Source organism: Aeromonas sp. QDB18, from assembly GCF_027705325.1.
Taxonomy (GTDB): Bacteria; Pseudomonadota; Gammaproteobacteria; order Enterobacterales; family Aeromonadaceae; genus Aeromonas; species Aeromonas caviae.
On record NZ_JAPDBQ010000045.1, the window covers coordinates 1 to 20,299 of the forward strand.

Here is a 20,299-nt window from a genome sequence, read left to right on the forward strand (position 1 = left end):
AAAAGCAAGCTGGGATGACAATTATCGGGCACAACTATTCTTTGGTTAAATAACCAACAAAGTATGCTCCCGCCCTGGGCCGAAGAGGGGAGCGCGTATAGAAACGAGGCGCCCGTGAGCGCCTCGTCCGGCAAGGATCACTGGGTCGGTTTCGCCGCCGATGTGCTGATGTCCTCCTTCGCCTCCTGTTTCAGGGCATCGCTCGCCTGCTGGCGCAGAGCCACCTGCTCCATCACCAGCTTGTAGGCGATGTAGTACTTGTAGATGTTGCCCACATAGGTGACCGTCTCGGGGCCGATTTTCTCTGCCGCCACGTACTCGACATTGTGGAACCAGACGTTGGGATCCAGCCCCCGTTTCCTGGCCTCGGCACGGAGCCTGGCTACCCGGGCGGGGCCGGCATTGTAGGAGGCGAACGAGAAGAGGGCCTTGTCGAGGGCGGTCATGGGCTCGTCCGCATAGTAGTGATCGATCATCCAGCGCATGTATTTGACGCCCCCGTGAATATTGGGCTCGAGCTGGCGGATGTCGCCGACCTTCAGCCCCTTGCCGGTGGCGGGCATGATCTGCATGATGCCGATGGCGCCCACATGGCTACGGGCATGATGGTTGAGGGCGGACTCCTGGTAGCCCTGGGCCGCCATCAGCAGCCAGTCCATGTCATAGCGTTCGCCATATTCACGGAACAGCTCGACCACCTGTAGGAATTTCTTGCGCTCCGCCTCGGCGGCGGCGCTTTTGACGAACTTGTTCTGCTTGAGATAACGGGCCAGGATCTCATCCCCCGTCGCCTTGCCGCGCAGCGCCTTGATCTGCTCGTTGAGCATGGCGAGCAACTGGGGGCTCTCCTTGCGCACCGCCCAGGCGATGACGCCCCCTTCCCGGAACACGGGGGCGTCGTGAATGGTGATCCCGGGGAAAATCTTTTGCCAGAAGCGGGCCTTGTGCTCGTCCATGACGATGAAGGGGAGCAGGCCTGCGTTCACCATCTCCACCAGATCTTCATCTTCGAGTACCTCCGAGGCGGGTTGGAGGTCGATGAGGGGCTCTCCCGCCGACTTGCGGGCCTGGTTGTAGGCCATGAGGCTCTCGTAGTAGCTGGAGGAGGGGCGCACGAAGACGCGCTGGCCCCCGAGATCGGCGGCGCTTTCCACCTTGGGGGAGAGGGGGCCGGAGACGAGCAGCTCCCGCACGTTTTCAAGCAGGGGATCGGTGAAGGCGATACCCTGCTTCTTGCGCTTGTCCGTGATGGTGAGATTGGCGGCGGCGATGTCGCCTTTGCCCTCGATGAGGGAGCTCAGCAGCGCTTCCCGGGCCACGGGAATGAAGACGAAGTGCACCTTGAGGTGGCGCTTGATCGCCTTTTGCTTGCGCAACTGTTCGTTGAGACGCTTTTCCACCTGCATGAAGGCATCGTAGGTGACGCCCCGCTGCACGCCCTTGGTGATGAAGAACCCCGTCTTGTTGTAGGTGGTGAGCACTCGGATGGTGCGCTGCTCCAGCATGACGTCGAGATCTCCCAGCCTGGGTCTGGCAAGCTCGTCCCCCTCAAAGCTCAGGGCGCTTTTCTCCGTCTCTGCCTCGGGGGCCACCTGCTTGCCGGATTCGGCCCCCCAGGCTGGCGTCAGGGAGCAGAACCACCAGATCACGACCATCCATGCGCGTTTCATCACTTACACCTAGCTCGTTTTATTGAGTGTAAGTGGCGCCTTGTGGGTGATTTAGCTTATTGGGTTTGATAGAGATGGCCCCATAGCACGATTTCCACTATTCCATCCAGGAGTGCCCGCCCATGAAAAAAGGAGCCCCGAGGCTCCTCTTTTTCTGCGTGTTGCGGGCCCGTTTGGCTAGAACCAGAAGCCGATGATGAAGGAGCCCGCCAGGGTCAGCATGACGTTGGCCACCGCATAGGTGCCGGCATAGCCGAGCGCCGGGATGGAGCTGTTGGCCGCTTCGTTCACCACGTCCATGGCCGGGGCGCAGGTACGTGCGCCCGTGATGGCGCCGAGCAGCAGGGCTGGGTTCATTTTGAGCACCCAGACACCGAACAGGTAGCCTACCAGCACCGGCAAGGTGGTCACCAGCATGCCGGAGAAGAGCACCACCATCCCCACTTCGCTCAGGTGATCAAGGATGCCGCCCCCCGCCTTGAGGCCGGTACTCACCATGAAGACAGCGAGCCCGAGATCCTTGGCAAGGCGCAGGGCCCCCGGCGGCACATAGCCCACCGTGGGGTGGTTGGCCCGCAGGTAGCCCATCAGGATCCCCGCCAGCAGCAGGCCGACGGCATTGCCGAGGCCGAACTCTATCTGGCCGAACACCAGGGAGACGGAGCCGATGAGCAGCCCCAGCACGAAGAAGGTGGCAAAGGCTACCAGATCCGTGGTCTGGCTGTGGATGCTGATGAAGCCGATCTTGTTGGCCAGCAGCTTGACCCGCTGCTTCTCGCCGCTGATCTGCAGCACGTCACCCTTTTGCAGCATGATATTGCGATCGAACGGCATCTCGATCTGGGAGCGCACCACCCGGTTCAGGAAGCACCCCTTCTCGGTGAGGTTGAGCTCCACCAGGTGGCGACCCACCACGGCATCGTTCTTCACCACGATCTCTTCGGTGACGATCTGGAGGTCAAGCAGGTTGCGATCGAACACCTCTTTGCCGTTGCGGTAGTTGACGTCGAGCTTCTCGTGGCTCTCGGGGTAGCCCACCAGAGCTATCTCGTCCCCTTCCTGAATGACGGCATCACCGTCGGGGCTCGCCAGGATGCCGTTGCGGCGAATGCGCTCCACATAGCAGCCGGTGTGGGGATAGATGCCGGTCTCCCGCAGGGTACGCCCCCCGATCCAGGCGGCGAGCTCTGGGCCGACCCGATAGGCGCGGATGATGGGCAGATAGGTCTTGCGGCTCTCGCTGTCGGACAGCCCCCGCTCGCGCGCAATCTTCTGCGCTTCGGTATTGAGATCCAGCCTGGCCAGGGAGGGGAGGTAGCGCACCACCAGCATCAGCCCCACCAGCCCCACCAGGTAGGTCAGGGCGTAGCCGATGCCCATGTTGTCCAGCACCGACTGCATGTCGGTCTGGTGGGGCAGGTTGAGCAATCCGCTTCGCAGGGCGTCCTGCGCCCCCACCAGGGCCGGCGTGGAGGTGAGGGAACCTGCCAGAATGCCGGCGGCCATGCCGGGCCCCAGATTAAAGAACTTGGCGAGCCCCACGGTCAGCAGCAGGGCCGACAGCAGGATCACCAGGGTCAGGGTGATGTAGTGGATGCCGTCGCGAAGGAAGACGCTGAAAAAGTGCGGCCCCGCTTCAATTCCCACACAGAAGATGAACAGCATGAAGCCGACGTTTTCAGTGGAGGTGGAAAACTGGAATCCCATCTGGCCAAACAGCAGGGCGGTGAAGAGCACGCCTATGGTGTTGCCTATCTGGAAGTTGCCGATGCGTACCTTGCCCAGCAGCAGCCCGAAGGCTAGTACCACGAACAGCAGCAGGGAGTCGCTTTGATGTAGCAGTGTCACGAAATCTATGGTCATGCCCGGAAAAACCGAGGATAAAAGTGAGGCCGATATTGTGCCGGATCCTGTATCAAGAAAGAAGCGCCAAAGCGGATTAACAGCCAGTTAAGTGCTGGTCTCTTCGATGAAGATAGGGATGCGAGGGGGGGCTGGGGAAAACACCTCTATTTTACGCTGCAAGGCCCGCTGTCAATGAGTGAAATATGCTGTCGAGCAGAGAGGGGATGACGCTCCTGTGGACAATTTATTACCTGCTGCATGGGGAGCAAACGGGCATGTTTTTCAGCATTTTCCACTGAGGAAATTGAAGGGTAACAAAAGAGACTCATGACTCATCCGGCGAGGGCTGACCCGCAGGACGCGGCATAGCGAAAAAAAATCCCCCACAGGCAGCACCGCGAGTCGATTCATCCCATTTAGGGGGGAAGGGAAAAACAGCAGAAAATGGGGAAGAACGGGGGCAGCCATCGCAAACCGGGGACAATGGCTGCCAGCCCAGATGAACCGTGGCTTTGGTCAAGTTACCCACAGAAACTGTGGATAACCCTGTTTATGAAACTTGGCGATCAGGCTGAAAGCCGCGCCAATACTGGGCTGCAAGGACTGTTCAAAAAATACCTGCAATAAATTGTTTCTATAAAAATCAAATAGTTATACGCAGCAGAACAAAACGCTGCTGGTCAGTAACGGGAGATCAAAAGGGAGTCAGGCCGCAGGGGAGGGCTTGTGCATTAAAATTGGAAGAGGAAAGCACTAAAGTGGATAACTTGCACCGAGATGGTGAGGAATTGGCTCCCCCGACTGGACTTGAACCAGTGACATACGGATTAACAGTCCGCCGTTCTACCGACTGAACTACGGGGGAACATCAGGCAAGGAGGTGCATCATACAGAGGTCGTATTTCAGGGTCAATAGCCATCAGGGAGGGTGAGCGGATACCCAGCTCCTTCAACTCGGGGTACACTGCTCCCTTGCCGTTTTTTGCCGGGAGTCGTCATGAGCAAGTTATTCCAGTTGGCCAGCCAGTTTCAACCCGCCGGGGATCAGCCGAGGGCCATCGCCCAGCTGCTCGATGGCATCGAGTCGGGACTGGCCCACCAGACCCTGCTCGGGGTGACCGGTTCGGGCAAGACCTTTACCATGGCCAACGTCATCGCGACTCTTAATCGTCCCACCATGATCCTGGCCCCCAACAAGACCCTGGCGGCCCAGCTCTATGGGGAGATGAAGGAGTTCTTCCCCGACAACGCGGTGGAGTATTTCGTCTCTTATTACGATTACTACCAGCCCGAAGCCTATGTGCCGACCACGGACACCTTCATCGAGAAGGATGCCTCCATCAACGATCACATCGAGCAGATGCGGCTGTCAGCCACCAAGGCGCTGCTGGAGCGGCGCGACGTGGTGATCGTCGCCTCGGTATCGGCCATCTATGGTCTGGGGGATCCCCAGGCCTACCTCAGCATGATGCTGCACCTCAAAGTGGGGGACGTGATCAATCAGCGGGATATCCTGCGCCGCCTCGCCGAACTGCAGTACACCCGCAACGACATGGCCTTCCAGCGCGGCACCTTCCGGGTGCGGGGGGAGGTGATCGACATCTACCCCGCCGAATCGGACAAGCTGGCCCTGCGGGTGGAGCTGTTTGATGAAGAGGTAGAACGCCTCTCCCTGTTCGATCCCTTGACCGGCGCCATCGAGCAGACGGTGGTGCGTTACACCATCTACCCCAAGACCCACTACGCCACCCCGCGGGAGACCATTCTGGGTGCCATCGAGCACATCAAGGAGGAGCTCAAGGGGCGGCGCGAGCAGCTGATGAACCTCAACAAGCTGGTGGAGGAGCAGCGCATCAGCCAACGCACCCAGTTCGACATGGAGATGATGCAGGAGCTGGGTTACTGCTCCGGTATAGAGAACTACAGCCGCTACCTCTCCGGCCGCGCACCGGGTGAGCCGCCGCCCACCCTGTTTGACTACCTGCCGGGGGACGGCCTGCTCATCATCGACGAATCCCACGTCACGGTGCCGCAGATCGGCGCCATGTTCAAAGGGGACAGATCCCGCAAGGAGACCCTGGTGGAGTACGGCTTCCGCCTTCCCTCGGCGCTGGACAACCGGCCCCTCAAGTTCGACGAGTTCGAGGCGCTGATGCCCCAGACGGTGTTCGTCTCGGCGACCCCCGGCCCCTACGAGCTGGAGAAGTCAGGCGGTGACGTGGTGCAGCAGGTGGTGCGTCCCACCGGCCTGCTCGATCCTGAGGTGGAAGTGCGGCCGGTCAGCACCCAGGTGGACGATCTGCTCTCCGAGATCCGCAAGCGGGTGGCGGTGGAGGAGCGGGTGCTGGTCACGACACTGACCAAGCGGATGGCGGAGGACTTGACCGAATACCTGGCGGATCACGAGGTACGGGTGCGCTATCTGCACTCGGATATTGATACCGTGGAGCGGGTGGAAATCATCCGCGACCTGCGCCTTGGCAAGTTCGACGTCTTGGTGGGCATCAACCTGCTGCGCGAAGGACTCGACATGCCGGAAGTCTCCCTGGTGGCCATTCTGGATGCGGATAAAGAGGGCTTCCTGCGTTCCACCCGCTCCCTCATCCAGACCATCGGCCGGGCAGCGCGCAACCTCAACGGCAAGGTGATCCTTTACGGGGATACCATCACCAACTCCATGAAGGTTGCGATCGAAGAGACCGAGCGGCGCCGCGCCCTGCAACACGCCCACAACCTGGAACACGGCATCGTGCCGAAGGGGCTCAACAAGGCCATCGGCGATGTGATGGACATGGGGGGCAGCCGCACGGCGGGCAAGGCGGGCAAGGGGAGTCGCAAGGCTGCCGAACCGCAAGGGGAGTACCATGCCCGCTCTGCCAGCGAGATCAGCAAGGAGATCAAGCGGATGGAAGAGCAGATGTTCCAGCATGCGCGTGATCTGGAGTTCGAACAGGCGGCGGCGCTGCGGGATCAGATCCAGCGGCTGCGCGGCGAGCTGATCGAGTCATGAGCACCAGACGCTGGCTCATCTGGCGGCGTTTGCGCCGCCTCTATCAAGGCTTTCGCCACCCAGGCACGCCCTGGTGGGCGAAGGGGCTGGTGATCCTTATTCTGCTCTATGGCATCAGCCCGGTGGACGTTGTCCCCGATGTGGTGCCTCTCCTTGGCTGGCTCGACGACGCTACCTTGTTGCTGCTCCTCTTGTGGGGCTGGGAGAAATGCTTGCCCGGCGAGGTGCTGGCCGCTCTGGACAAGGCCGAGTGAGCAGAAGCCTACGTTCAGGGAGAGGGGAAAAGAAGGGGGGACTGAATGACTCCCTTCATGGGATTCGAAAAAGGGGACCATGGGGAGATTGTGAGCCAGGTCTCATTGGCGTAGACTCCACGCCGTTCACTTCATGGGTACCAAAAAATGGATCTGATCCTCTTTGCCATCGACTTTATTCTGCACGTTGACGTGCATCTGAAAGAGCTGTTCGAGAACTATGGCGTCTGGGTATACGCCATCCTGTTTCTCATCATCTTCTGTGAAACCGGGCTGGTGGTGACTCCCTTCCTGCCGGGGGACTCCCTGTTGTTTGCTGCAGGTGCCCTCACCGTGGGCAGCGTGTTGGACGTGCACACCCTAGCCGCCGTGCTGATCATCGCCGCGGTGCTCGGCAACGTGGTGAACTACACCATAGGCCACTTCTTCGGTGAGCAGCTGTTTCGCAACCCCGATTCCAAAATCTTTCGCCGGGACTATCTGGTCAAGACCCATGCCTTCTATGCCAAGCATGGCGGCAAGACCATCATCATCACCCGCTTCCTGCCCATAGTGCGCACCTTCGCCCCCTTCGTGGCGGGCATGGGGGCCATGACCTATCCCCGCTTCCTGGCGTTCAACCTGGTGGGGGGGCTCTTGTGGGTGCTCTCCTTCGTCTATGCCGGCCACTTCTTTGGCAATCTGCCGGTAGTGCGCCACAACTTTACCCTGCTCATCTTCGGCATCATCGCGGTCTCCTTGTTGCCCATGGTGATCGGCATGGTGAAGGCCAGGAGAAGTGCCAGCAAGGCTACCTCCGAAGGCGCGTGACATCGCCGTGCACGACATGAAAGAAGGGAGCCGATGGCTCCCTTCTTGTTGGTAGGCCGAGTGGCAGGTCGCTGCTGCGCCCTTTGACCCGCTTGTGGCCTGTTACGATGATGCACACCCGCAGGCAGCCACTTCATTGGCAGAACAGGGAGAAGGAGATCCGGCCCTCTGGGCATGGGGTCGTGAGGCGATAAAGAGGAAATAAAAAGGGAGCCATGGGCTCCCTTCTTAGGGTCGAGTGACGAACTAGTTGCAGCAGCGCCCTTTTATCAGGTTGCCAGCAGCCACGATGACGAACACCAGCAGATAGGCGGCAAAGATGACCACGAGCCACTGCGGCATGGAGAAACCGAGGAACTGCCAGCTGATCTCGCTGCAGTCGCCGTCCGGGTAGAACATCCAGGGAACCCACTTATCCAGTGGTGCCCAGGCAGGGAAGTCAACAAATCCCTCGCATACGTTGAAGGGGGAGGGGTTCATCTGGTAATCCACATGCTTGAGCGCCAGTTTCAGGCCCCAGAAGGCGCTGTAACCCCACAGGAGCATGGCACTCCAGCGCAGGTACCAGCGCTCTGGCGCGACCATGCCGAGGAGGCCGGCCGTGAGTACGCCGAGGAGGGCGATACGTTCATAAATGCACATCACGCAAGGGTGCAAACCCAACACGTGCTGGAAGAAGAGGGCGCAGAGTTCCAGCGCGAAAGCGGAGGCTGCCAGCAATCCCCAGGCCAGACGATGACTGGCAATGCGGCGAAGATACTCGATCATATGATTGATCTCTCAGAGAAAAATAGTGGCTGAATTAGAGCAGAGCCCCATCTGAAAAGAAAGGGGTCGAACAGCCCCTTTCATGATCAGTGTGTGGACGGGGTGGGCAGTGGCAGTGCCCCATGATCCAGCAACCACCCTGCCTGATAGAACCATTCGGTTGCAGGACCGAGGAGCAGTTCCACGGAGAAAAAGCCGACAAGCCCCAGCACCAGGGTATAGGGCAGCGCCATCCAGACCATACGGCCATAAGAGAGGCGCAGCAGGGGAGCGAGGGCCGAGGTGAGCATGAACAGGAATGCGGCCTGGCCATTGGGGGTGGCGACCGACGGCAGGTTGGTGCCCGTGTTGATGGCCACGGCCAGCAGATCAAAATGCTCCCGGTTGATGGCGCCGTTGATCAGGGCGGTCTTCACCTCGTTGATGTAGACGGTGCCGACGAAGACGTTGTCACTGACCATGGAGAGCAGACCGTTTGCTAGGTAGAAGAGGGCAAGCTGATCCTCCGGCTTGGCCGCCAGTACCCACTGGATCACCGGCTTGAACAGCTGTTGATCGATGATGACCGCCACCACGCTGAAAAAGACGGTGAGCAGGGCGGTGAATGGCAAAGCCTCCTGGAATGCCTTGCCAAGCGCGTGTTCTTCAGTCACGCCGGTGAACGCCGTCGCGAGCACGATGACCGTCAGGCCGATCAGCCCAACTGCAGCCAGATGGAGGGCAAGACCCGTGATAAGCCAGGTGGCAATCAGCGCCTGGACGATCAGCTTGGCCTTGTCCTGCGGGGTACGTTGTGCGTCTTCGTCGCGCTCGTAGGATTCCATGATGTGACGCACGGGCTCGGGCAAGCGGGCGCCATAACCGAACCAGCGGAATTTTTCGACCAGGATGCAGGTCAGCAGGCCGCAGATGAAGACCGGAATGGTGACTGGTGCCATGCGAATGGCAAATTCACCGAAGTGCCACCCGGCCTGTTCACCGATGATGAGGTTCTGGGGTTCGCCGACCAGGGTGCAGACGCCCCCCAGGGCGGTACCGATGGCGGCGTGCATCATCAGGCTGCGCAGGAAAGCACGAAACTCGTTCAGATGCTGGCGGGAGAGCTCGTCAATCTCTTCGTCATCATGATGCAGATTGCCGGACTCATCCCGGGAGGCCACCTTGTGGTAGATGGCGTAGAAGCCGGTGGCGACGCTGATGACCACGGCGATCACGGTCAGGGCATCAAGGAACGCGGAGAGGAAGGCAGACACCAGGCAGAAGGCGAGAGAAAGCAACGTTTTGGAGTGGATGCGCACCAGCATCTTGGTAAAGACGTAGAGCAGCAACTGCTTCATGAAGTAGATGCCGGCCACCATGAAGACCAGCAGCAGAAGCACTTCGATATTGGCCACCAGCTCATGCTTTATCTGGTTGGCGGAGGTCATGCCGATGAGCACGGCTTCGATGGCCAGGAGTCCGCCCGGTTGCAGCGGATAGCACTTGAGGGCCATGGCCAGGGTGAAAATGAACTCGACAACCAGCAGCCAGCCGGCCAGGAAGGGATCAACGTAGAAAATGACCGGGTTGATCAGCAGGAATAGAACGATGGCAATTTTGTACCATCGCGGAGCATTGCCCAAAAAGTTCTTTGTAAACGCGCGCCCTAGGCTGATTGGCATAATGACGGTTCTCTGTTCTGTTGTTGATATCTGCGTCTATGCAGTCGAGCCCGACCCGAGCCGAACATCCGGATATTCACCTGTATCAGATTGATTGCACATGATTTTAATCAAGGGAGCGATAACTATAAATAAGCTCGCCGAACTTGCCCAGCGAGCAAACGCTTATATCCCCATCATTTGGTGTTGGTTGACTCCCCACTTGTTGCTGTATACATATTTTTAACAAAAAGATCGGGGTAATGTGAGCAGAGGACCGACCTTCTGCTTGCCAGCATGACCGGCTTTGCTATTATTCGGGGGCCTTTTTACGCACTACAACAGAGTCATTACATGGTCATTAAAGCGCAAAGCCCTGCCGGGTTTGCCGAGGAATACATCATCGAGTCCATCTGGAACAATCGCTTTCCTCCTGGATCCATTCTGCCGGCGGAGCGCGAGCTGTCCGAATTGATCGGCGTGACTCGCACTACCTTGCGTGAAGTGTTGCAGCGCCTTGCCCGTGATGGCTGGCTCACCATCCAGCATGGCAAACCGACCAAGGTCAACAATTTCTGGGAAACCTCCGGTCTCAACATTCTGGAGACACTGGCACGTCTCGATCAGGACAAGGTGCCGGATCTGGTGGCACAGCTGCTCTCCGCCCGGACCAACATCTGCACCATCTTCATCCGTGGCGCCATTCGCAACAACCCGGAACAGGCCGCCGAGATCTTGCGGGGTGCCGATGATGTGGAGAACACGGCCGAGGCCTATGCGGACTTCGACTACCGTTTGCATCACCAGCTTTCATTTGCCTCGGGCAACCCCATCTATGCCTTGATTCTCAACGGTTTCAAGGGCTTGTACAGCCGGGTTGGCCGCTACTACTTCTCGGACAAACAGGCGCGGGAAACCGCAGATGCCTACTACAAGACGCTGCGCAAGCTGGCCGAAACCAAGGATCACGAAGCCGTGTTCATGACAGTACGCCAGTACGGCATCGAGTCTGGCAAGCTTTGGACCCGTCTGCGTCAGGACATGCCAAGCAACCTGTGTGACAACTGATTGCCCTGATCCAAGAAAAACGCGCCTGATGGCGCGTTTTTTTATGCCCGGCACTGACGTCAGGTCATGCTCTTGCGGTCCGGACAACGGCCGATGATATCTGCGGATAGCTCGCCATTGTCCTGCTCCAGCACCACATCGAAGCCCCACAGCTGATGCAGATGCTTGAGCACCTCGTGGCGTGACTCGCCAAGGGGGATGCGGTTGTGGGGAACATAGCGCAGGGTCAGGGAGCGATCGCCTTTCACTGCCACGTTGTAGACCTGAATGTTGGGCTCCAGGTTGCTCAGGTTGTATTGAGCGGACAGGGTGCTACGCACCAGTCGGTAGCCCTCTTCATTGTGAATGGCGGACACCTTGAGGTAGTTCTTCAGATCGTCGTCATCGATGGCAAAGAGCTTCATGTCGCGCATCACCTTGGGACTGAGGAACTGGCTGATGAAGCTTTCGTCCTTGAAGTTCTGCATGGCGAAATGCAATGTCTCGACCCAGTTGGTGCCAGCGTAATCGGGGAACCAGTATCTGTCCTCCTCGGTCGGGTGTTCGCAGATGCGACGCAGGTCCGTGAACATGGCAAAGCCAAGGGCGTAGGGGTTGATCCCCGAGTAATACCGGCTGTTGTAGGGGGGCTGATAGACCACGTTGGTGTGGCTGTGCAGTACCTCCAGCATGAAGCGATCGCTGATTTTTCCCTCGTCATAGAGGTGGTTGAGAATGGTGTAGTGCCAGAAGGTGGCCCAGCCCTCGTTCATCACCTGCGTCTGCTTCTGCGGGTAGAAGTACTGACTGATCTTGCGCACGATACGCACCACCTCGCGCTGCCAGGGCTCGAGCAGGGGGGCATTCTTTTCGATGAAATAGAGGATGTTCTCCTGAGGCTCGGCAGGATAGCGCCTGTCTTCCACCCCGGCAATCTTGTGCTGCTTGGGCAGGGTACGCCACAGCTCATTGACCTGGGTTTGCAGATAATCTTCCCGCGCCTTCTGGCGCCGTTTCTCCTCGGCCAGAGAAATCTTCTGGGGCCGCTTGTAACGATCCACCCCGAAGTTCATCAGGGCATGGCAGGAGTCAAGCAGTTTCTCCACCGCATCGATGCCGTGTTTTTCCTCGCACTCGGTGATGTAGTTCTTGGCAAACAACAGGTAGTCGATGATGGAGGAGGCATCGGTCCAGGCCTTGAACAGATAGTTGTTCTTGAAGAAGGAGTTGTGACCATAGCAGGCGTGGGCCATGACCAGCGCCTGCATCGGCATGGTGTTCTCTTCCATCAGATAGGCGATGCAGGGGTCCGAGTTGATGACGATCTCGTAGGCCAGTCCCATTTGGCCGCGCTTGTAGTTGCGCTCGGTGTGGATAAAGCGCTTGCCGAATGACCAGTGTTGATAACCGATGGGCATGCCGACACTGGAGTAGGCATCCATCATCTGCTCTGCAGTGATCACCTCGATCTGGTTGGGATAGGTGTCGAGCCGATAGAATTTGGCGACCCGGGCTATCTCCTGGTGATAAAGCTCCAGCAGATCGAAGTTCCAGTCAGGACCATCGTCCAGCGGCGCTATCTTTCTTGCGGTTTCTACCATATGTGATCCCTCAAGCCGCTTGCTTCTTGAACAATTCCCGGAACACCGGATAAATGTCCTCGACCTTGCGAATGTGCTCCATGGCGAAGTGGGCGTATTGCTCTGCCACCGCCTCATATTCGTGCCACAGGGTCTGGTGGGCGCGGGTAGTGATCTCGATGTAGGAGTAGTAACGCACCCGCGGCATGATGTCGCGCATCAGGATCTCCCTGCACTGGGGTGAGTCATCGGCCCAGTTGTCACCATCAGAGGCCTGCGCCGCATAGATGTTCCACTGGTTGGCGGGATAACGTTCGTTGATGATGTCGTTCATCATCTTGAGCGCACTGGAGACGATGGTGCCGCCGGTCTCCTGGGAGTAGAAGAACTCGTGCTCGTCCACCTCCTTGGCCTGGGTGTGGTGGCGGATGTAGACCACCTCGACATTCTTGTAAGTCCGGCTCAGGAATAGATAAAGCAGGATATAGAAACGCTTGGCCATCTCCTTGGTAGCCTGATCCATGGAACCGGAGACGTCCATCAGGCAGAACATCACCGCCTGGCTCGAGGGGACGGGCCGTTTGACAAAGTTGTTGAATTTGAGGTCGAAGGTGTCGATAAAGGGGACCGCATCGATGCGTCGTTTCAGCTCCCTGATCTCTTTTTCAAGTTGCGCCATTTCGGCGAAATGGTCGTTGGGCTCGCAAGCCAGCTGGGCCAGGCGCTCCTCCAGTTCACGCAACTGACGTTTCTTGCCTGCCTGCAGCGCCATGCGCCGCGCCAGCGAATTTTGCAGGGAGCGCACCACGTTGATGTTGGCAGGCACCCCGTTGGAGGTGTAGCCGGCCCGATAGGTCTTCATCTCCATCAGCTGGTTGAGCTGGGTCTTTTGCAGCCGCGGCAGCTCCAGATCCTCGAACAGCAAGTCCAGGTACTCGTCCTTGGAGATCTGGAAGACGAAATCATCGACTCCCTCTCCTTGATCCGAAGCCTGGCCCTCGCCACTCCCTTGGCCGCCGCCACCCCCTTTGGGCCGGTCAATCTTGTCACCAGATACGAACTGGTCGTTGCCTGGATGCACCATCTCCCGTTTGCCGCCATGACCCTGATGAAAATGGGGTTCCCCGATGTCCTTGGTCGGGATGCTGATGCTCTCACCCTTGTCCACGTCCTGAATGCTGCGCTTGGAGACAGCATCCGAGACCGCTTGTTTTATCTGCTTCTTGTAGCGGCGGATGAAGCGCTGCCGATTGACAGCGCTTTTGTTTTTGCCGTTGAGCCTGCGGTCGATAAAATGCGCCATAACTCCCCCTTGAACACGGCAGGGTCAGGATGACTTGCGTACCCTGAGATACCACTCGGAGAGCAGCCGCACCTGTTTACGTGTGTAGCCTTTCTCCATCATCCGTTCGACAAAGTTATCGTGCTTCTTCTGCTCCTCAGCCGAGGTTTTGCTGTTGAAGGAGATAACCGGCAGCAGCTCTTCCGTGTTGGAGAACATCTTCTTCTCGATCACGGTGCGCAGCTTCTCGTAACTGGTCCAGTTGGGGTTACGGCCTGCATTGTTGGCCCGGGCACGCAGCACGAAGTTGACGATTTCGTTGCGGAAATCTTTCGGGTTGCTGATCCCGGCAGGTTTTTCAATTTTCTCCAGCTCGCTGTTGAGAGACGCTCTGTCAAACAGCTGGCCGGTTTCTGGGTCACGATACTCCTGATCCTGGATCCAGAAGTCGGCGTAGGTGACGTAGCGATCGAAGATGTTCTGACCGTACTCTGAATACGACTCGAGGTAGGCGGTCTGGATCTCCTTGCCGATGAACTCGACGTAGCGCGGAGTCAGGTAACCCTTGATGAACTCCAGATAGCGATCGTGCAGCTCTTGCGGGAACTGCTCGCGCTCTATCTGCTGCTCCAGCACATAGAAGAGGTGCACCGGGTTGGCTGCCACTTCCGCGTGGTCGAAGTTGAAGACACGGGAGAGGATCTTGAACGCGAAACGGGTGGAAAGGCCGTTCATGCCCTCGTCAACCCCCGCATAATCCCGGTACTCCTGATAGCTTTTCGCTTTGGGATCCGTGTCTTTGAGACTCTCGCCGTCATAGACTCGCATCTTGGAATAGAGGCTGGAGTTTTCCGGCTCCTTGAGCCGCGACAGCACCGAGAACTGGCCCAGCAACTCCAGAGTACCCGGTGCGCATTTGGCCTCGGTCAGCTCGCTGTTGAACAGCAGTTTTTCATAGATCTTCACCTCTTCCGAGACGCGCAGGCAGTAGGGCACCTTGACGATGTAAACACGGTCGAGGAAGGCTTCGTTGTTCTTGTTGTTGCGGAACTGCTGCCACTCGGATTCGTTGGAGTGGGCCAGCAGGATGCCGTCGAAGGGGAGGGCGGAGAGCCCTTCGGTACCGTTGTAGTTCCCCTCTTGCGTCGCCGTCAGCAGCGGGTGCAGCACCTTGATGGGGGCCTTGAACATCTCGACGAACTCCATCATCCCCTGGTTTGCCTTGCATAGCGCACCGGAGTAGGAGTAAGCATCGGCATCATCCTGGGCGAAGTGTTCCAGCATGCGGATATCGACCTTGCCGACCAGGGAGGAGATGTCCTGGTTGTTGTCGTCCCCCGGTTCGGTTTTGGCGATGGCGATCTGATCGAGGATGGAGGGGTTCACCTTCTCCACCTTGAACTTGGTGATGTCGCCGCCAAACTCGTGAAGGCGCTTGGCGACCCAGGGAGACATGATGGGGCGCAGATAACGGCGAGGGATGCCGTACTCCTTCTCGAGGATTTCGCCATCTTCGTCGATGTCAAACAGGCAGAAGGGGTGATCATTCACTGGTGAGCCCTTGATGCGATAGATGGGCACTTTTTGCATCAGGGATTTGAGTTTCTCTGCCAGCGAGGATTTACCGCCGCCAACCGGTCCGAGCAGATAGAGGATCTGTTTCTTCTCTTCCAGACCCTGAGCGGAATGTTTGAGATAGGAGACAATCTGTTCGATGGCTTCTTCCATGCCATAGAAGTCTTTGAAAGCGGGATAACGCGCGACGACGCGGTTGGAAAAGAGACGGCTGAGACGTGGATTGGTCGAGGTGTCGATCATTTCCGGCTCGCCGATGGCGGTCAGCAGACGTTCGGCGGCAGAGGCGTAGCAGGATTTGTCCTGTTTGCACATATCCAGAAACTCCTGGATGCTGTACTCCTCCTCTCTGGCCTTCTCATACCGCTGTTGATAGTGCTCGAAGATGCCCATAACTTAGCCCTCGTTATAGTCGCTTGCCCTGAAAAAGAGTGGATCACTACTTTTGTTCTGTTTACCTCTTAAGCCTAGTCAACAGCCCCCAGTAATCCATCGCCATCATTGGTTTAAGTTTGTGCGGGAGCTTCCCGATCCTCGTGCGGGAAGAAGCAGTAAGTGACATACCTATGTTACTGACTGTTAAATTATTTTTGCCACGACAGTGATGCAAATGTCAAAGACATAAAAAATAAATCTTTGTGTGCCAGAGGGAGAAAATGGTGACGCTCTGTTTTGTCAGGGGGCGGTGCCAGCAAGGGCAAGGGCGGCAGGGAATAGAGGGTAAAAAGACGTGTCGCTTACGTCAACGTAATGTTACTTGCTTGGTGCTTTTGCTCTAATTTTTACATTGACGCTACATTCTGGCTGCTCTAGATTGGTCCTGTGTCGAGCAGTCATCGCTTTAGCAAGAGAGTGGGTGATTGTGCAGATACTAAGCTCTGTTTAAGCACGTTTCCGTTGGCTTGACCCTCGCATCCGCGAGGGTCTTATTTTTTCAGCGCCTGAACGGCGCCAAACCTGCAAGCTCAGGATTCGGCGGGATAGAGGGCTGACACCACCGCCAGCACCTCGGCGAAGGGATGGTTCGCCAACTGGCCAAAACCGGCCAGATCCCTGGCCTTTAGACGGGTGGTCAGCGGGGTGGCGATGCCACACAGGAAACGGGTCAGGATCCTGGGATGGCGCTGATGGCACAGGGCGATCAGCGGATCGCACCAGGCGCGCAAACCGTGCTCGTTGGGCAAGCCCGGTGATGGCAACGGCGGCAACACGGCGATCTCTCCCCGGCAGACGGAACAGTGCCCGCAGCGCTCGGGGGCGGCGTCGTCGGCAAAATAGCGGGCAAGCTCATGGCTGAGGCAGGTGGTCGAGGTGAAAAAGGCCAGCAGTGCCTGAAGGCGGGCCAGCTCGCTCTGCTCTTTCTTTTCAAACAATCCATGCAGCTCTTCGGCCAGGGTCACGGTATCGATTTGCTGGCTCAGCACCCGATAGAGCTCGGTCATCTGCTTGCTTTCAAGCTCGATCCAACCCTGCTGCTGCAGGTAGTCCAGCGCCGCCGCGGCGCGCTGGCGTTCTCCCTGATATCCCTGCCACAGCGCCTCGAAGTCCATGGTGCACCAGGTGCGCGCCTGGGGGGCGCAGGCAAAGACCTGCTCCAGGAACTGGCGGCGTTCGGAATTGAAACGAGCGAGGATCGCCTGTTTTTCCAGTACGAACCTGAAACGGTACTCGGCAAAGTAGCTGTAGGCCGGTGCAATGACCCCCGCCATCTCCAGATAGACCAGCAGGGTCTTGAGGGGCAGTTGGCGAATGTTGGTCTCGTTGGAGAGGCGCAGCAGGCTGAATTCCCACTCGGCGCCGCTCTGGCGCACGATATCGAGCAAGTGCGCGATGGCGTCCCTGTCCGGCGTATCCCCATAGACGAAGTTTTCCAGTACCGGCAACTGGGCGCGGCTCGCCAGCACGGTGCAGCGGGAGGGAAGCCCGTCACGTCCGGCGCGGCCTATCTCCTGGCTGTAGTTCTCGATGGACTTGGGCAGGTCGTAGTGAATGACCCGGCGAATGTCGGCCTTGTCGATGCCCATGCCAAAGGCGATGGTGGCCACGATGCAGTCGAGTCTGCCAGCCATGAAGTCATGCTGGATCTGGCTGCGCAGGGCGGGATCGAGCCCCGCATGGTAGGCGCATGCCCGGATGCCGCTGGCCTGTAGCTGCGCGGCGCACTGCTCTGCGCTGTGTTGCAGAGTCACGTAGACGATGGTGGGGGCGGCCGGATTCCGGTGCAGCTCCTCGCGCAGCCATGTATCGCGGGCACTGCCGGCCAGCGGGAGGACGGCCAGATCCAGATTGGGTCTGTAGAAACCGGTGACCACCAGATCGTCCCGGTCGATGGCAAATTTTGCCTGCATGTCCGCCATGACGGCCGGGGTGGCGGTGGCGGTCAGCAACAGCACCTGGGGAATGGCCAGTTCACGGCGATGATCCGGCAGCTTGAGGTAGTCGGGGCGAAAGTTGTGGCCCCACTCCGAGATGCAGTGGGCCTCGTCCACCACCAGCAGTGACAGGGGGATGTGGGCGATGAAGCGGCGAAAGCGCTCATTTTTGAGGCGCTCCACCGAAATCATCAGGATCTTGAGCTGGCCATCGCTGGCCTGCTGCATCACGCGCCGGCTCTCTTCCGCTGTCTGGCTGGAGTCCAGAGTGGCGGCGGCGATCCCCTTGCTGCGCAAAAAGGCGAGCTGATCGTGCATCAGGGCCAGCAGGGGAGAGATGACCAGGGTCAGGTGGGGCAGTGCGAGGGCGGGCAATTGATAACAGAGGGATTTCCCCGCGCCAGTCGGGAAGATGGCTGCGGCGCTCTTGCCGGCCAGCAGACGACTGATCACCGCTTCCTGCCCGGGCCGCAAGCGATCAAAGCCGAAGTGTCGGGTCAATAAAGAGGTGATCATGGCAAGGCTCCCTGAAAAAGGGCGTCATCATATCACTTCTGGCCCAGTGGTGGCCGATGATCGGACTGGTTTGGTGACATTTTGACCGTGGTTGATATTGTGTTATCACATTGTTGTAGATTTTTTGTGAGGTAACCCTGATATTTTTCAGTGATTATGTGGAAAAAAACCATGGCAGATGGGATATTCTTGTCCGCAACCCCACGCGAACGGGACAGATCCACCAGAAGAGCTGCCCACGGCGTCACCGTCAACGGACCGGTGCCAATGCGCGGGGCTGGTTGCCAACAGGACTAATGATTCACGCACCATGAGTGCACAGGGACTACTTGATGACACAACAACACCCCCTCATTCGACTGGTCAACAGCACCAGTCTGGTTAGCCAGATCCTAGTCGGTCTGGTATTCGGTATCCTTCTTGCGATGTTCATGCCCGAGTGGGCCAAGGCGGCGGGTCTGCTCGGCAGCCTGTTCGTCGGCGCCCTGAAGGCCGTGGCGCCGCTGCTGGTCTTCGTGCTGGTGATGTCGGCGATCATCGGCCACAAGCAGGGTCAGAAGACCAACATGAAACCGATCCTGCTGCTCTATGTGCTGGGTACCTTCCTGGCGGCTGCCGTGGCAGTGGTGGCGAGCTTCCTCTTCCCCTCCAACCTGCATCTGGTGGCAGGCGCTACCGAGATCACGCCGCCGGGGGGCATCACGGAAGTGCTGCAGACCCTGCTGTTCAACGTGGTGACCAACCCGGTGAAAGCACTGCTGGAAGCCAACTATATCGGCATCCTGGCCTGGGCCATCGGCCTTGGTATCGCCATGCGTCACGCCAATGAGAGCACCAAATCACTGATTTCCGATGTGTCCCACGGGGTTTCCGCCATCGTCAAGGCCGTGATCCGTTGCGCTCCACTCGGCATCCTGGGCCTGGTTGCCTCCACCCTGGCTGAAACCGGCTTCGATGCGCTGTTTGGCTATGCCCAGCTGCTGGTGGTACTGATCGGCTGCATGCTGTTCATCGCCTTCGTGGTCAATCCGCTCATCGTCTTCTGGAAGATCAAGCGCAACCCCTATCCCCTGGTGCTGACCTGCCTGAAAGAGAGCGGTGTGACCGCCTTCTTCACCCGCAGCTCCGCCGCCAACATTCCGGTCAACATGGCCCTGGCCGAGAGGCTGCGCCTGCCGGAAGACACCTATGCGGTCTCCATCCCGCTGGGGGCCACCATCAACATGGCCGGCGCCGCCATCACCATTACCGTGCTCTCCATGGCGGCGGTGCATACCCTGGGGATGGAAGTGGACATGGCAACCGCCATTCTGCTCTCCGTCGTCGCCACCATCAGTGCCTGTGGCGCTTCCGGTGTGGCGGGCGGCTCCCTGCTGCTGATCCCGCTGGCGTGCAGCCTGTTCGGTATCAGCAACGACATCGCCATGCAGGTGGTGGCCGTTGGCTTCATCATCGGGGTGTTGCAGGATTCCGCCGAAACGGCCCTCAACAGCTCCACCGACGTGCTGTTCACTGCGGCCGCCTGCATGGCCGAGGATGAGAGCCTGCTGGATGCCGCCCCGGTCCCCAGCCGCGAAGCTTGATCCCCTCAGACTTTCCGCTCTGCACAGGCGCCCTCTTCGGAGGGCGCTTTTTATTTGCGCGCGCGTCAGGCGCCCTGCACCTTCTCGCCGTGTCATGGCACTGACAGTGCTCGGATCCCCCTGTGTGATTTCCCGGGAGGGGCCCGTTGGCCGCCTTACGTGTTCTCGCCACCGCCAACAAGCCATTCCCTGTACCCGCGTGCCCGGCACTGCATTCGGCAGGGCATATCGGGCTGTTTGTGCTGTCAGCATGGCGGCCTGTGGCATCCCCTCTGGTGACCGAAGGGGTCATCTGCTCTTCGGACGCTGTACGGGAAGCCCGGTCAAGGCCCTCTCGGCGGTTTGCC

General features: G+C 58.7%; 13 protein-coding genes and 1 tRNA gene. 5 read left to right on the plus strand and 9 right to left on the minus strand.

Features of this window, described 5'->3' with window-relative positions; all coding sequences use genetic code 11:
* Window positions 1-137 precede the first annotated feature (137 nt).
* From OKC30_RS09190 to OKC30_RS09200, 3 genes are all read right to left on the minus strand, one after another.
* Entirely contained in the window at window positions 138-1,670 is a 1,533-nt protein-coding gene (locus OKC30_RS09190) for a lytic transglycosylase F (RefSeq protein WP_103261916.1), read from the minus strand.
* 177 nt (window positions 1,671-1,847) lie between these two features.
* Window positions 1,848-3,533 carry an aspartate:alanine antiporter gene (locus tag OKC30_RS09195; protein WP_029314601.1) on the minus strand — a complete coding sequence of 562 codons (1,686 nt, stop codon included), beginning with the start codon at window positions 3,531-3,533 and terminating at the stop codon, window positions 1,848-1,850.
* A 771-nt stretch (window positions 3,534-4,304) separates the two neighbouring features.
* Window positions 4,305-4,380: transfer RNA gene (locus OKC30_RS09200), tRNA-Asn, on the minus strand.
* A 132-nt stretch (window positions 4,381-4,512) separates the two neighbouring features.
* Between OKC30_RS09200 and uvrB the strand changes: the two genes are divergently transcribed.
* The 3 genes from uvrB to OKC30_RS09215 all read left to right on the plus strand — a co-directional run bounded on the left by uvrB (window position 4,513) and on the right by OKC30_RS09215 (window position 7,589).
* On the plus strand, window positions 4,513-6,525 hold the full coding sequence (uvrB, locus tag OKC30_RS09205) for an excinuclease ABC subunit UvrB (RefSeq protein WP_052814371.1): 2,013 nt from the start codon (window positions 4,513-4,515) through the stop codon (window positions 6,523-6,525).
* Window positions 6,522-6,779 (plus strand): DUF1232 domain-containing protein, encoded by a 258-nt coding sequence (locus tag OKC30_RS09210; protein WP_041215068.1) that lies wholly within the window; start codon window positions 6,522-6,524, stop codon window positions 6,777-6,779. The genes uvrB and OKC30_RS09210 overlap by 4 nt, the downstream gene beginning before the upstream one ends.
* Window positions 6,780-6,926: 147 nt before the next feature.
* Complete coding sequence (locus OKC30_RS09215) at window positions 6,927-7,589, plus strand: DedA family protein (RefSeq protein WP_010674909.1); 663 nt, start codon at window positions 6,927-6,929, stop codon at window positions 7,587-7,589.
* A gap of 246 nt (window positions 7,590-7,835) precedes the next feature.
* On the opposite strand, the gene dsbB is transcribed toward OKC30_RS09215, so the two are convergent.
* Both dsbB and nhaB read right to left on the minus strand, forming a co-directional pair.
* Entirely contained in the window at window positions 7,836-8,357 is a 522-nt protein-coding gene (dsbB, locus tag OKC30_RS09220; RefSeq protein ID WP_010674908.1) for a disulfide bond formation protein DsbB, read from the minus strand.
* An 86-nt stretch (window positions 8,358-8,443) separates the two neighbouring features.
* Window positions 8,444-10,018: a Na(+)/H(+) antiporter NhaB gene (nhaB, locus tag OKC30_RS09225; RefSeq protein WP_052814370.1), complete on the minus strand. Its 1,575-nt coding sequence runs from the start codon at window positions 10,016-10,018 to the stop codon at window positions 8,444-8,446.
* Between the two features lie 333 nt (window positions 10,019-10,351).
* Here nhaB and fadR point away from each other — a divergent pair, with 333 nt between their 5' ends.
* On the plus strand, window positions 10,352-11,065 hold the full coding sequence (gene fadR / locus OKC30_RS09230) for a fatty acid metabolism transcriptional regulator FadR (protein ID WP_010674906.1): 714 nt from the start codon (window positions 10,352-10,354) through the stop codon (window positions 11,063-11,065).
* Between the two features lie 59 nt (window positions 11,066-11,124).
* On the opposite strand, the gene OKC30_RS09235 is transcribed toward fadR, so the two are convergent.
* From OKC30_RS09235 to OKC30_RS09250, 4 genes are all read right to left on the minus strand, one after another.
* A complete protein-coding gene (locus tag OKC30_RS09235; RefSeq protein WP_039040868.1) occupies window positions 11,125-12,645 on the minus strand; it encodes a SpoVR family protein in 1,521 nt (506 codons plus the stop codon).
* Between the two features lie 10 nt (window positions 12,646-12,655).
* Entirely contained in the window at window positions 12,656-13,927 is a 1,272-nt protein-coding gene (locus OKC30_RS09240; RefSeq protein ID WP_010674904.1) for a YeaH/YhbH family protein, read from the minus strand.
* 24 nt (window positions 13,928-13,951) lie between these two features.
* Window positions 13,952-15,874 carry a PrkA family serine protein kinase gene (locus OKC30_RS09245; protein WP_010674903.1) on the minus strand — a complete coding sequence of 641 codons (1,923 nt, stop codon included), beginning with the start codon at window positions 15,872-15,874 and terminating at the stop codon, window positions 13,952-13,954.
* Between the two features lie 572 nt (window positions 15,875-16,446).
* Complete coding sequence (locus OKC30_RS09250) at window positions 16,447-18,369, minus strand: RecQ family ATP-dependent DNA helicase (RefSeq protein WP_160838405.1); 1,923 nt, start codon at window positions 18,367-18,369, stop codon at window positions 16,447-16,449.
* A gap of 332 nt (window positions 18,370-18,701) precedes the next feature.
* Here OKC30_RS09250 and sstT point away from each other — a divergent pair, with 332 nt between their 5' ends.
* Window positions 18,702-19,952: a serine/threonine transporter SstT gene (gene sstT / locus OKC30_RS09255; RefSeq protein WP_010674901.1), complete on the plus strand. Its 1,251-nt coding sequence runs from the start codon at window positions 18,702-18,704 to the stop codon at window positions 19,950-19,952.
* Window positions 19,953-20,299 lie beyond the last annotated feature (347 nt).